Consider the following 12914-nt stretch of genomic DNA (forward strand, 5'->3'; position numbering starts at 1 on the left):
TGTTCAATGCAGATCTTGTCCGGGGGTCGTCTTGACCCACGGATTGCCGCGCTCATGCGTCATGCGGAATGTGAAGCCGTCCACTATCCAGCCGGCGCCCGAACGGGTCAGATGGTGTTCGTAGGTGCCCCAGACTTCCCAGAGCGGGTCGCCATTGCCTTCCATCCGGTTCCAGGCATAGGCGTTGGAGAAGACGGTCGCCGCGTTGGCGTCGATGGCGACCTCGTGGTTGGTGCGCAGATGCAGGCTGGTCTTGCTGCCCCTGAGATTCGCTGCCCAGGTTCCGATCAGGTCGTCGGAGGCGATGGTGGCTGTCCGCTCAGGCTGCTGAAGTCGACGGCGACGCGGTCGGCGAAGTAGCTGCGGGCGAGCCGCCAATCCTGGGCATCGACGGCGCGATCGATGGCATCGGCGATGCGGATGACGGCACGCTCAGCAGCGAGCGCCATTTCACGGGATGGTTCGGCCCCGCCGACATCGACAGGCGCCAGCGCAAGTCCCGCCGCGAAGGTAGCGTACTTCAATGCATTCATGTCTCTTCTCCTTTGCGCATCGGCCCGCCGCCGAACGGTTGGCGACAATGTGGGCCAGCGCGCTGGCGTCGAGAAGATTGCATTATATGCATGGACTATGCGATATCGTGCATGAATGGACCGCGATCTGCTCAGCCATCTTCCTGTCATCGTCGCCGTGGCGCGGCGCGGCGGCTTTGCGTCGGCCGCCGCGGAACTTGGCATGAGCCCTTCGGCGGTCAGCCACGCGGTGCGCCTTGTCGAAGAGCGGATCGGCCAGCCGCTGTTTGCCCGCACCACGCGCAGCGTCGCGCTGACCGAGGCCGGCGAAGCGCTTGTGGCGGCGGCGGAGCCTGCACTGAACGACATCACTGACAGGATCGAGCGCATTCGCTCGGTGAAAGGCAGGGCGAGCGGGCTGCTCAAGATCAACGTGCCGCGCCTGGCGCTGCCGCTTGCCCTGATGCCCATCCTGTCGGCAATGGCCGAGCGCTATCCCGAGGTGACGGTGGAGGTGTTCACCGATGAGCGCCTGAGCGACATTGTCGGCGAAGGCTTCGACGCCGGCATAAGGCTGGGCGAGATGATTGCCGAGGATATGATGACGGTGCGGCTGACCGGGCCGTTCCGAACGGTCATCGTCGCCTCCCCCGCCTATGTCGGCCGCCACGGAAAGCCGCGAACGCTGGCTGACCTCTCCAACCACAACTGCATCGGCTATCGGCTGTTGCGATCGCGCGCGCTCTACCGCTGGGACCTGTCCGACCAGGGCAAGGATATCGGCGTCGAAACGCGTGGCAGCGTCGTTGTCACCGATCCGCTGTCAGCGCGCGACATGGCGTTGGCCGGCATCGGGCTGGCCTATCTGTTCGAGCCGCTGGTCCGAGCCGACATCCAGGCCGGACGGTTGGTCGAAATCCTGCGCGAAGCCGCGATCGACGAGCCAGGGCTGTTCCTCTATTTTCCGCGCCGGGCGTCGATGGCGCCGAAGCTCAGGGCCTTCATCGACACCGCACAAGAAATCGGCCGGGCATCCCTGCGGACACCCGGCCGATAAATCTCGTCGGAAGGATAGCAGCCGAGACGGCTTACTTCTTTACCGCCGCCGCGACTTCCGCCGCGAAATCGGTCTCTTCCTTCTCGATGCCTTCGCCCAGCGCAAAGCGCAGATAGGCGGTGATCTTGGCCGGCGCGCCGATGTCCTTCTCGGCATCCTTCAGCGCCTTCTCGACGGTGATGTCGGGATTGAGCACGAAGGCCTGCTTCAGAAGAACGACTTCCTCGTAGAACTTGCGCAGACGGCCTTCGACCATCTTCTCGATGATCGCTTCCGGCTTGCCGGACTGGCGCGCCTGGTCGGAGAAGATCGCCTTCTCGCGCTCGATTGCCGCCGGATCGAGTTCTTCGGTGGTCAGCGCCATCGGGCTGGTGGCGGCGACATGCATGGCAACCTGGCGCGCGAAGGCATTGGCGGCATGCTCGTTGCCAGTGGTCTCGATGGCGACCAGCACGCCGAGCTTGCCGAGGCCATCGGCAACCGCGTTATGGACGTAGGTGGCGACTGCGCCATGCGGAACGGTAAGCTTGGCCGAACGGCGGAAGCCCAGGTTCTCGCCGATGGTGCCGACGGCGTCCTTGATGGTGTCGGTGACCGACTTGTCCGAACTCGGATACTTGGCCGCTGCAACCGCCTCGGTCTTGCCGCCATAAGCGAGCGCGACCTTGGCTACGTTGGCAACGATCTCCTGGAACGCGGCGTTACGAGCAACGAAGTCGGTCTCGGAGTTGACTTCGACGACGGCGGCTTCGCGCGGGCCGGAATCGACGCCGATCAGGCCCTCAGCCGCGGTGCGGCCGGCCTTCTTGTCGGCCTTGGAAATGCCCTTCTTGCGCAGCCAGTCGATGGCCTCTTCCATGTTGCCGTTGGTTTCGTTCAACGCCGCCTTGCAATCCATCATGCCCGCGCCGGTCAAGTCGCGGAGTTCTTTGACCTGTGCAGCCGAAATGCTCATTGTCGCCTCTTTGTTTTAAATGCACCGACGCACCATCGAACCTCGATGATGCGTCTGTTTAGCGTGCCAAAATATGAGAAAGATGAAGGCCGCTAACGGCCTTCGATTATCAAGCTTCGGGGGCTTCCGACGCCGGGGCCGGATCGAGCGCCGGTTCGACCGGAGCTTCAACCGAAGCGCCGATGTCGACGCCGAGCGCGCCCTGCTGGCGGGCGATGCCGTCGATCGCAGCCTTGGCGATCAGGTCGCAATAGAGCTGGATGGCGCGGGCGGCGTCGTCATTGCCGGGGATCGGGAAGTCGATCTTGTCCGGGTCGCAGTTCGAATCGATGATGGCGACGACCGGGATGCCGAGGCGCTTGGCCTCGAGGATGGCGATCGCTTCCTTGTTGGTGTCGATGACGAACATCAGGTCGGGCGTCGAGCCCATGTCCTTGATGCCGCCCAGCGCCTTGTCGAGCTTCTCGCGCTCGCGGTCGAGGTTGAGGCGCTCTTTCTTGGTCAGGCCCTGGGCCTCGCCGGCCAGCATCTCGTCGAGCTTGCGCAGGCGCTGGATCGAGTTCGAGATCGTCTTCCAGTTGGTCAGCATGCCGCCGAGCCAACGCGAATTGACATAGTACTGGGCCGAACGCTGTGCCGCATCGGCGACGATGTCGGACGCCTGGCGCTTGGTGCCGACAAACAGCACGCGGCCGCCCTTGGCGACAGTGTCGGAAACCTGCTTCAGCGCCTGGTGCAGCAAAGGCACCGTCTGCGAGAGGTCGATGATGTGGATGTTGTTGCGGGCGCCATAGATGTAAGGCGCCATTTTCGGGTTCCAGCGGTGGGTCTGGTGGCCGAAATGAATGCCAGCTTCCAAAAGCTGGCGCATGCTGAAATCAGGCAGTGCCATTCTTAGTTCCTTTCCGGTTAGCCTCCACGGACACAGGCATTTTTGGACTTTGTCCTCGAACGCCACCGGAGGTTTCAGCCGGATTTCTCCCGGGCAGACACCAAAGTCCGTGTGTGGAATGAGCGGGCATATAGAGGGGATGCGGAACAAACGCAAGCCGTGTGGCGCTTCACCACTCAGCGTGCGGCAATCAGTGCTCCGGTGCCGATCATGGCGCTGCCGGCAAATCTGTTCATCAGGCGCATGCGTCTTGGCGTCCGGAACCAGCCCGATGCCCGCCCGGCAAGTGCAGCATAAATACCCATGGTGAGGATGTTGACACTGATCACGACGGCGACCACCAGCAGGCCGTCGGCAAGGGTCATGGTGTTGAGGTTCAGGATCAGCGGCATGATCGAGGCATGGAACAGGATCGCCTTCGGGTTGCCCAGCGCGATGGATGCGCCGAGGAAGAACGATCTCGACAATCTCGCCTGCGACGCCTGTGGTTCATCCGGTTGCGTGGCGGCAGCTCGCCACATCCTGATGCCGAGAAAGACCAGATAGGCGGCGCCTGCATATTTCAGCAGGAGAAAAACCCATTCGAAAGTCTGCGCCAACGCCACCAGTCCGAGCAATGCCAGGGTGACCAGCACGGCATCGCCGGCGGCGACGCCAACTCCGGCCATGAACGCACGAAGGAACCCGCGCGAAACACCGTTGGTGATGACCGCGAACATTGCTGGTCCTGGCGTTGCGGCTGCAAGCGTGATCGCGGCGCAATAGGCCAGAAATGCCGTTGGTGTCATGGCCGAGCCTTTCCATTGGGCACCCGCACCCGCCGGAAGATCGCGACGATCTCCTCGCGGCTGCATTCGATGGCGCCGAGCCGCACCGCACGGTCGCGCTCGAAGCCGGTTATGTCATAATGCGGCGCCGATGTCTTGGGCGGTCCCTGGTAGGATGAGCGCTTGACGCCGAGCATTGCTGCAAAGCGATGCAACTCATCAGTGTCGTCGGCCATCAGATGGCACCAGCGATGGCCGGCCCAGTTCCAGATCGCCGCGTCGACATAGACCGCCATGAAGCTTGCCGTCTGCCTTCCATCCTTCACGACAGTCGGCCACACGGCCCGTCTGGATATCAGTGACGATAGAATGGATTCGGGTAGAAAATGAAGCTGCCAGTGGCTGCAAGCTCAGCCACAGTGCTGGCGACTGTGTCCTGCATGCGACGGTGCAACTCGGCAACCGCATCGTCGACCGAGCCGGCATATTCGTGCAGGCCGAGTGGATCCGGCACCCGGATGTGGGCGCGACGCGGCCCGGCCGGCTGCGGAATGAAGCGGTTCATCGTGTCACGCAACCCGCCTTTGCAATAGTCGTTGCGAATCCGCTTCAGGTGTTCGGCTATCTCCTCCTGCGTGATGCGCGGATTGGTCGAGGCCCAGGGCCCGACGCGTTGCAACCTCTGAATTGTATCGGCGAGCGCGCGGACCTTCTTTTGCCCTTCCGCATCGCCGGTGTTTTCGCGCTGCCAGCGACGTGCCCGCCGCAGAAGATCGTCGGTGACGACAGTATCGACCGCGATGCTATCGCCAAGCCGGCGGCCGAGCTTGGCGACCAACGCCTTCTGACGCTCGGCATAGGTCGCGCCTTCATTGGATGACAGGCCCCACACGGCTTCGTCGCGCGTCAGCAGCGTCGAATAGATATGGTGGATGCGCTGCGGCAGCGTGTCGGTCGCGTGGCGTTCTATTTTCAGGCTTTTCTCGACATAGGCGCATTCCTTCGCAAGCGCCGTTTCGACATTCCGGGTGAAGGCAAGTTTCCAGACGACGGGAGCGATCCAGACCTTGAAATCGGGATCCGTGGCCCGACCTCTCGTGAGCGCCTCGAGCCCCATTTCGACGGCACCCGGCAGCAACGGCGCCACGATGTCGGCATGCCAGCCGACGCCGCCTTCGGGATGCAGCAGCACGCCATGGCCTTTCAATGCCCAGGCGACGGAATGTTCCTTGGCTGCCGCGCTGTTGCCGGGAATCTGGGCGATCAGATTGTTGGCCAGCCAGAATTTCTGCATCAGCCGGCCAAGGCCGTTGACGACGCCATTTGTTGCCCAGGAGGCAGCAAGCGGGCTGACCTGCGACACGATCTCCTTGTCGATCATCCAGTCGGTGAAGAACTCGGGATGGTTGGGCGTGATGAAGGTCGCCTTCCCCGCCCCGCAACTGGCCCTCAGCCGCTCGAGGTCGGCGTCGGGAAAGTCGATATGGCGGACATTGGCGACGCCGCGCAGCCCGGCCATGCGGTTGAACGGCAAGATATCGCGGAAGCCCGGTATCCCCCGCAGCATGACGATCCGGTTGACTGAAGTCATGGCCCTGATCAGTGCCGGGTTGGGCCTCGGCGCCACGAAGACATCGATCCTGCTCAAGCTGCTCCCCCCTTGCGTCTCGACGCCGGGGAGGAAGTTGAGAGACGATTGCGGCACGTTCAAGTCGTTCGCCACGACAACGCCGTAACGTGGTGAATCAAATGGCCTGCTAAGGCACTATTTGGTCGGGCAGGTTTTCGACTGGTCGAACAGCGAAAGATTGACCAGCTTGCCGGTCATCGAGAAGTCGCCATAGTCCATGACGAGGTCGCGGGTGATGCCGTTCTCGTGCAGCTTGAAGCTGATCCGGTATTCCGGCACCTCTTCACCTGTCTTGTCGGTGTCGTCGAAATAGGCGATGTCGACCGGCCAGTATTTTTCGGTGGCGAGCTTCGCCAGTGCCGGAGCCTCCGGGTCGGCCTTGTCGGCATCGGTTTTCTTGCCGACGACGACGGTGGTGGTCATCACCTTGTTGGCGTCTTCGGAACCGTCGAAGAGATTGGTTTCGTAGAAGTTCTCGCCTTTTTCGGCCTTGCCGATCAGTTCGACCAGATGCTGGGTCGGGAATTGGGTCATAGCCAGCTCAAGGCTGTTCTTTTCAGGCTTGTCGATATCGACCTTCAACCCCTTGGTCCCTTTCGTGGCGATACCCTTGACCTCCTTGTCGAGGTTCTGGTCGACGAAGGACTTCGTCACGAACGAAAAGGTCTTGCCTTCGGCGTCCTCGAAAGTGGTGGTCTGCTGGTCGGTCAACTTCGTGTTGTCGTTGGTGACGATCTGGGTGACGAACCGGAATTTCACCGTATAGCCTTCACAGGCCGAGCCGTTGAACTCATAGACCATGCGGCCGGATATGCCTGTGATGCCGGATTGATCGGATGCCTTGTTGAGGGTGAGGTCGTAAACGGCGCGGTGGGCTTGCAGCGCCGGCACGGCGAAAGCAGGACCTATCGAGAAGACCGCCGACAGCAGGACGGCATGGAACGCGAGGCGCTTGGCGCGCATGAGGTACTCCGATCGTCGCGGCTGATGGCAGGCCGCAGGGAAAGATGGTCCAGCTTAAAAAAAGTCGTGGCGGAAGCGAGGCAAAAATAGCAATTTCGGCCCCGGCCAGCGCGGCGTCACCAAGCAATAGGGAAATACCATGAGTGAAACAATCGAAAAGCGGCTAAGCGATCTGGGCGTGACGCTTCCTGTCGCCGCCGCGCCCGCCGCCAACTACGTGCCCTATTGCAGGACCGGCAATCTGCTGTTCACCGCCGGGCAGTTGCCGCTCAAGGACGGCAAGCTGCAGGCGAGCGGCCTGCTTGGCCGTGACGTCGACACAGCGGCCGGCAAGGACGCGGCAAAATACTGCGCGATCAACATCCTGGCGCAGGCCAAGGCCGCACTCGGCGACCTCGAGAAAATCCGCCGCCTGGTGAAGATCACCGTCTTCGTCGCCTCGACAGCCGATTATGTCGAACAGCATCTGGTTGCCAACGGCGCCTCCGATTTCCTGGTTGCAGCCCTTGGCGAGCGCGGCAAGCATGCCCGCTCCGCCGTCGGCACCGCCTCGCTGCCGCTTAATGCCGCAGTGGAAATCGAAGCGATCTTCGAAGTCGAGTGAGCCAGGGAACGACCATGACTGACCTATCCTGGCTGACCGCCCGGCCCGTGGCCCATCGCGGCTTTCACGACATGAACAAGACGCGTTGGGAAAATACGCTTTCCGCCTTCGCAGCCGCGGCCGAGCGCGGCTACGCCATCGAATGCGACGTGCACCTGTCGTCGGACGGCATCCCCGTCATCATCCATGATGGCGACCTGCAAAGGCTGACCGGACAGGACGGCTTCGTCTGGCAACGCACCGCGGCCGAGCTCACGGCACTCAAGGTCGGCGGCACATCGGATCACGTGCCGACGCTGCAGGAAGCGCTCGACCTGGTCGATGGCCGCGTGCCGATGGTCATTGAGCTGAAAGGCATCCCGGGCCGTGACGAGGGTCTCGTGGCGATCGTCGGCAAGATGCTCAAGCGTTACAAGGGCAAGGCGGCGATCATGTCGTTCGACCACTGGCTGATCCGCGATTTTCCGAAACACGCACCGGGCATTCCGGCCGGACTGACCGCCTACGGCAAGGACGTCAAGCTGATCGAGGCGCATTTCGCCATGCTGGCGCACGAGATCACCTTCACCTCCTATGCCGCCGGCGACCTGCCGAACCGGTTCGTCAGCTTCGTGCGTGAAAAACTGAAAATGCCGGTCATCACCTGGACCGTGCATGACCAGCCGGCGGTCGACCTGACCATCAAATATGCCGACCAGATGACATTCGAAGGGTTCGAACCCGACCTGGTCAAAGTCGCCTGAAGTCGGTGTCTGAAACGTGACTTGTACCCAGCCAGACGGAGCTTAAATAAGCCGCATGGATCAAGGCGACGACGGCGATGACCAGACAGCGAATGCGGACTATTTGATCCGCGTCGCCGCTGGCATCGGCGCTTTCACCCCGGATGAGTGGAACAGCCTCGGTGGGACCACGCGTGGTGACACAGAAAACGGCTACAACCCGCTCGTTTCATACGCTTTTCTGAGCGCGCTCGAAGAGTCCGGCTGCGCCGTGCGGCGCACCGGCTGGCAAGGTCATCATTTGCGACTGGAGACCGCGCAAGGCAAGCTGCTCGGCGCGGTCCCATGCTATCTCAAGTCGCACAGCCAGGGCGAATATGTGTTCGATCATGGCTGGTCGGATGCCTTCGAACGCGCCGGCGGCCACTACTATCCAAAACTGCAATGCGCGGTACCGTTCACACCGGTCACCGGCCCTCGCCTGCTGGTCACCAAGGGCGAGGATATCGGCACCGTCAAGGCCGGGCTGGCGGCGGGCCTTAAGGCGGTCACGCAAAAACTCGGTGTCTCTTCCGCGCATGTCACCTTCGCGCAGGAGAGCGACGTGGAGGTGCTGGAAGCGGCAGGGTTCCTGCATCGCACCGACCAGCAGTTCCATTTCTTCAACGAAGGCTTTTCAACCTATGACGACTTCCTCGCCACCCTTGCCTCGCGCAAGCGCAAGGCGATGAAGAAGGAAAGGCGCGAGGCGCTGGCCAACGGCATTTCGATCGACTGGCTGACCGGCAAGGACCTCACCGAAAAGGCCTGGGACGATTTCTTCGCCTTCTACATGGACACCGGTAGCCGCAAATGGGGCCGGCCCTATCTCAGCCGCCAGTTCTTCTCGCTGATCGGCGAACGCATGGCCGACGACATCCTGCTGGTGATGGCCAAACGCAACGGGCGCTATATTGCCGGTGCCATCAATTTCATCGGCTCCGACGCACTCTATGGCCGCAACTGGGGCTGCATCGAGGACCATCCCTTCCTGCATTTCGAGGTCTGCTATCATCAGGCGATCGACTTCGCCATCGAGCGCAAGCTGAAGGTTGTCGAGGCAGGTGCTCAAGGTGAGCACAAGCTGGCGCGCGGCTACCGGCCGGTGACCATGCATTCCGCGCACTACATTGCGCATCCCGGCTTGCGCAACGCCGTTGCCGACTATCTCAGGCGCGAACGGCACGAGGTGGAACGGATGAGCGAATATCTGGAAGAGCACACTCCATTCCGCAAGGATCTGGAGGAGTAGCGACCGGGCTGCCCCGATGGCAGGGTCGACGATCGTCTTGCCGACTTTCGACGGCTTCGCTACACGAAAAGGCACAATCCGGAGCGTTCGCCATGGCTGAGGTCGCCTATGACACCGACAACATCTTCGCCAAGATCCTGCGCGGTGAAATTCCCTCGCACCGCGTCTACGAGGACGAAGCGGTCGTCGCCTTCATGGATGTGATGCCGCAGGGGCCGGGCCATACGCTGGTGGTACCGAAGGCGCCGTCGCGCAACCTGCTCGACGCCGATCCGTCAACGTTCGGCCCGCTTTTGACGGTCGTTCAGAAAGTGGCGCGGGCCGCCAAACAAGGTTTTGGCGCCGACGGCGTCACCATCATGCAGTTCAACGAGCCAGCCTCGGGACAGACCGTCTATCATCTGCATGTGCATGTCATCCCGCGCTTCGACGGCATCCCCCTGAAGCCGCACACGGGCGGGATGGAGAAGCCGGAGGTGCTGATTGGGAACGCCGAAAAGATACGGGCGGCGCTGCAAAGCTGACCCCGCACGTCGCTTTGCGACCTGCAAAACCGTTTCCAATGAAAAAAGCCCCGTTTCCGGGGCTTTTTCGACTTTCATCAGGGTCAGTTCTTTCTGGGCAATTGCGGCACGAGGCTGCGCTTGCTGCCATCCTTGCCCTTGGCTTCGGGCTTCTGCGCCACCAGCTTCTTGGCCGCGGGCTTTTTCGCCACGGCCTTTGTGGGCTTCGGCGTTTCTTCCGGCTCTTCCTTCTTCGGCTTCACCGGCGCCTCGTCGGCGAGCGATTCGAGCTTCAGGCCGGTCTCGCCGGTTTCCTTCTTCTCGACGGTGACACGCACCGTGCCGCCCTTCTTGAGTTTGCCGAACAGCACCTCGTCGGCCAACGGCTTTTTGATGTGCTCCTGGATGACACGGCCGAGCGGCCGCGCGCCCATGCGCTCGTCATAACCCTTGTCGGCCAGCCACGCGATCGCATCGGGCGACAGGTCGAAAGTGACGCCGCGCTCGGAAAGCTGGGCCTCGAGCTGCATGACGAACTTCTGCACCACCTGATGGATGACCGGCACCGGCAGCGAGCCGAACGGGATGATCGCATCGAGACGGTTGCGGAATTCCGGCGTGAACAACCGGTTGATCGCCTCGACGTCGTCGCCTTCGCGCTTGGTCGAACCGAAGCCAATCGCCGCACGCTGCGCATCCGACGCGCCCGCATTGGTGGTCATGATCAGGATCACATTGCGGAAGTCGATCTGCTTGCCGTTGTGGTCGGTCAGCTTGCCGTGGTCCATCACCTGCAACAGGATGTTGAACAGGTCCGGATGCGCCTTCTCGACTTCGTCCAGCAACAACACGCAGTGTGGATGCTGGTCGACGCCGTCGGTCAACAGACCGCCCTGATCGAAGCCGACATAGCCGGGAGGGGCACCGATCAGCCGCGAGACCGTGTGGCGTTCCATATATTCCGACATGTCGAAGCGGATCAGCTCGACGCCGAGCGAGGCGGCCAATTGCTTGGCCACTTCGGTCTTGCCGACGCCGGTCGGACCCGAGAACAGGTAGGAGCCGATCGGCTTCTCCGGTTCGCGCAGGCCGGCGCGCGCCAGCTTGATCGCCGAGGTCAGCGCGGAGATCGCGGTGTCCTGGCCATAGACGACGCGCTTCAGTTCGATATCGAGGCCCTGCAGCACCTTCTCATCGTCGGCCGAAACGGTCTTCGGCGGGATGCGGGCCATGGTGGCGATCGTCGCTTCGATCTCCTTGATGCCGATCGTCTTCTTGCGCTTGGCTTCCGGCACCAGCATCTGCGAGGCGCCGGTCTCGTCGATCACGTCGATCGCCTTGTCCGGCAGCTTGCGGTCGTTGATGTAGCGTGCCGACAGCTCCACCGAGGCCTTGATCGCCTCGTTGGTGAACTTCACCTTGTGGAACTCCTCATAATAGGGCTTGAGGCCCTTCATGATCTCGATGGCGTCTTCGATCGTCGGTTCGTTGACGTCGATCTTCTGGAAGCGCCGCACCAGGGCACGGTCCTTCTCGAAGAACTGCCGGAATTCCTTGTAGGTGGTCGAGCCGATGCAGCGGATCGCACCTGACGACAAGGCCGGCTTCAACAGGTTGGACGCGTCCATGGCGCCGCCCGAAGTCGCACCTGCCCCGATCACCGTGTGGATCTCGTCGATGAACAGCACCGCGCCGGGATAGTCCTCGAGTTCCTTGACGACCTGCTTCAGCCGTTCCTCGAAATCGCCGCGATAGCGCGTGCCGGCGAGCAGCGTGCCCATGTCGAGCGCGAAGATGGTGGCGTTGTGCAGCACCTCGGGAACGTCGCCCTCGACGATGCGCTTGGCGAGACCTTCGGCGATCGCCGTCTTGCCGACGCCGGGATCACCGACATAGAGCGGGTTGTTCTTGGAGCGGCGGCACAGCACCTGGATGGTGCGGTTGATCTCGGACTCGCGACCGATCAGCGGGTCGATCTTGCCGGCCTTGGCCTTGTTGTTGAGGTTGACGCAATAAGCGGTCAGCGCATCCTGCTGCTGCTTCTTCTTGCCGCCTTCCTCTTGCGGCTCGGCGCCGTTCTGGCCGCCCTGCTCGTCATCAGCGCCGCGCGGCGAGCGTGTCTCCGACGCGCCCGGACGCTTGGCAATGCCGTGCGAGATATAGTTGACCGCGTCGTAGCGGGTCATCTGCTGTTCCTGCAGGAAGTAGGCGGCATGGCTCTCGCGCTCGGCGAAGATGGCGACGAGCACGTTGGCGCCAGACACTTCCTCGCGGCCCGAAGACTGCACATGGATCACCGCGCGCTGGATGACGCGCTGGAAACCAGCTGTCGGCTTGGAGTCCTCGTCGTAGCCGGTGACCAGGTTGTCGAGCTCGGTGTCGATATAGGTGAGAACTGTGTGCTTGAGCTCATCGAGATCGACATTGCAGGCGCGCATGACGGCGGCGGCCTCGGTGTCGTCGATGAGCGCGAGCAGCAAATGTTCAAGGGTTGCATATTCATGGTGCCGCTCATTGGCGAGCGTCAGCGCCTGGTGAAGCGCCTTTTCCAGGCCTTGGGAGAAAGCCGGCATGTTACCTCACTTCTTCTCCATCACGCATTGCAGCGGATGCTGATTCTGTCGGGCGAAATCCATGACCTGAGACACTTTGGTCTCGGCCACCTCGAATGTATAGACCCCGCACTCGCCCACTCCATGATTGTGAACATGAAGCATGATGCGTGTGGCGGCTTCGCGGTCCTTCTGGAAAAAACGCTCCAGCACGTGAACCACGAACTCCATGGGCGTGTAGTCGTCGTTGAGGATGAGGACCCTGTAGAGGCTGGGCTTCTTGGTCTTGGTTTTGGTGCGCGTGATGACAGCCGTCCCGCGGCCGGCCTCATTGCCGTCGCCGCCGCCGTTTTGCATCCGCGCCACGTGTCTCGTGGCAGTCAAACCGATCGTCACGTATTCCTGCCTCTTTCGAATCCTCATGCGAGTTCGACATGTAGGTGTTCGATGGACGATTTTAAGCCCT

General features: G+C 62.0%; 15 protein-coding genes. 5 read left to right on the forward strand and 10 right to left on the reverse strand.

What is annotated here, in order from left to right; translation table 11 throughout:
- Nucleotides 1–3: 3 nt before the first annotated feature.
- Together ACFFNA_RS07075 and ACFFNA_RS07080 are read right to left on the reverse strand one after the other, a co-directional pair.
- Nucleotides 4–378, reverse strand: coding sequence for a nuclear transport factor 2 family protein (locus ACFFNA_RS07075; protein WP_378916939.1), 375 nt, complete (start codon nucleotides 376–378; stop codon nucleotides 4–6).
- On the reverse strand, nucleotides 288–533 hold the full coding sequence (locus ACFFNA_RS07080; protein ID WP_378916942.1) for a hypothetical protein: 246 nt from the start codon (nucleotides 531–533) through the stop codon (nucleotides 288–290). Before ACFFNA_RS07080 ends, ACFFNA_RS07075 begins: the two co-directional genes overlap by 91 nt.
- A 115-nt stretch (nucleotides 534–648) precedes the next feature.
- Here ACFFNA_RS07080 and ACFFNA_RS07085 point away from each other — a divergent pair, with 115 nt between their 5' ends.
- Complete coding sequence (locus ACFFNA_RS07085; RefSeq protein WP_378916945.1) at nucleotides 649–1569, forward strand: LysR family transcriptional regulator; 921 nt, start codon at nucleotides 649–651, stop codon at nucleotides 1567–1569.
- Between the two features lie 31 nt (nucleotides 1570–1600).
- On the opposite strand, the gene tsf is transcribed toward ACFFNA_RS07085, so the two are convergent.
- The 6 genes from tsf to ACFFNA_RS07115 all read right to left on the reverse strand — a co-directional run bounded on the left by tsf (nucleotide 1601) and on the right by ACFFNA_RS07115 (nucleotide 6776).
- Nucleotides 1601–2524, reverse strand: coding sequence for a translation elongation factor Ts (tsf, locus tag ACFFNA_RS07090; RefSeq protein WP_378916948.1), 924 nt, complete (start codon nucleotides 2522–2524; stop codon nucleotides 1601–1603).
- A gap of 109 nt (nucleotides 2525–2633) precedes the next feature.
- A complete protein-coding gene (gene rpsB / locus ACFFNA_RS07095; RefSeq protein ID WP_023777441.1) occupies nucleotides 2634–3416 on the reverse strand; it encodes a 30S ribosomal protein S2 in 783 nt (260 codons plus the stop codon).
- 176 nt (nucleotides 3417–3592) lie between these two features.
- Nucleotides 3593–4204 (reverse strand): LysE family translocator, encoded by a 612-nt coding sequence (locus ACFFNA_RS07100; protein WP_111546527.1) that lies wholly within the window; start codon nucleotides 4202–4204, stop codon nucleotides 3593–3595.
- Nucleotides 4201–4479, reverse strand: coding sequence for a DUF4031 domain-containing protein (locus ACFFNA_RS07105; protein WP_378917336.1), 279 nt, complete (start codon nucleotides 4477–4479; stop codon nucleotides 4201–4203). The genes ACFFNA_RS07100 and ACFFNA_RS07105 overlap by 4 nt, the downstream gene beginning before the upstream one ends.
- Nucleotides 4480–4538: 59 nt before the next feature.
- Nucleotides 4539–5831 (reverse strand): lysophospholipid acyltransferase family protein, encoded by a 1293-nt coding sequence (locus tag ACFFNA_RS07110; protein WP_378916952.1) that lies wholly within the window; start codon nucleotides 5829–5831, stop codon nucleotides 4539–4541.
- Nucleotides 5832–5948: 117 nt separating this feature from the next.
- The gene (locus ACFFNA_RS07115; RefSeq protein WP_378916954.1) at nucleotides 5949–6776 is read right to left on the reverse strand and encodes a cell envelope integrity EipB family protein; all 828 of its coding nucleotides are present in this window, start codon (nucleotides 6774–6776) and stop codon (nucleotides 5949–5951) included.
- A gap of 139 nt (nucleotides 6777–6915) precedes the next feature.
- Between ACFFNA_RS07115 and ACFFNA_RS07120 the strand changes: the two genes are divergently transcribed.
- The 4 genes from ACFFNA_RS07120 (at nucleotide 6916) to ACFFNA_RS07135 (ending at nucleotide 9917) form a co-directional block, all read left to right on the forward strand.
- Entirely contained in the window at nucleotides 6916–7380 is a 465-nt protein-coding gene (locus tag ACFFNA_RS07120) for a RidA family protein (RefSeq protein ID WP_378916957.1), read from the forward strand.
- 14 nt (nucleotides 7381–7394) lie between these two features.
- Complete coding sequence (locus ACFFNA_RS07125; RefSeq protein ID WP_378916959.1) at nucleotides 7395–8123, forward strand: glycerophosphodiester phosphodiesterase; 729 nt, start codon at nucleotides 7395–7397, stop codon at nucleotides 8121–8123.
- 55 nt (nucleotides 8124–8178) lie between these two features.
- The gene (locus ACFFNA_RS07130; protein ID WP_378916962.1) at nucleotides 8179–9393 is read left to right on the forward strand and encodes a GNAT family N-acetyltransferase; all 1215 of its coding nucleotides are present in this window, start codon (nucleotides 8179–8181) and stop codon (nucleotides 9391–9393) included.
- Between the two features lie 92 nt (nucleotides 9394–9485).
- A complete protein-coding gene (locus ACFFNA_RS07135; protein WP_378916964.1) occupies nucleotides 9486–9917 on the forward strand; it encodes an HIT family protein in 432 nt (143 codons plus the stop codon).
- Between the two features lie 83 nt (nucleotides 9918–10000).
- Here the strand turns inward: ACFFNA_RS07135 and clpA are convergent, their stop codons facing one another.
- The gene (clpA, locus tag ACFFNA_RS07140; RefSeq protein ID WP_111546520.1) at nucleotides 10001–12469 is read right to left on the reverse strand and encodes an ATP-dependent Clp protease ATP-binding subunit ClpA; all 2469 of its coding nucleotides are present in this window, start codon (nucleotides 12467–12469) and stop codon (nucleotides 10001–10003) included.
- Between the two features lie 6 nt (nucleotides 12470–12475).
- Nucleotides 12476–12805 carry an ATP-dependent Clp protease adapter ClpS gene (gene clpS, locus ACFFNA_RS07145; protein ID WP_010909565.1) on the reverse strand — a complete coding sequence of 110 codons (330 nt, stop codon included), beginning with the start codon at nucleotides 12803–12805 and terminating at the stop codon, nucleotides 12476–12478.
- Nucleotides 12806–12914 lie beyond the last annotated feature (109 nt).

It is taken from the genome of Mesorhizobium kowhaii, from assembly GCF_042431665.1.
Lineage (GTDB): Bacteria > Pseudomonadota > Alphaproteobacteria > Rhizobiales > Rhizobiaceae > Mesorhizobium > Mesorhizobium kowhaii.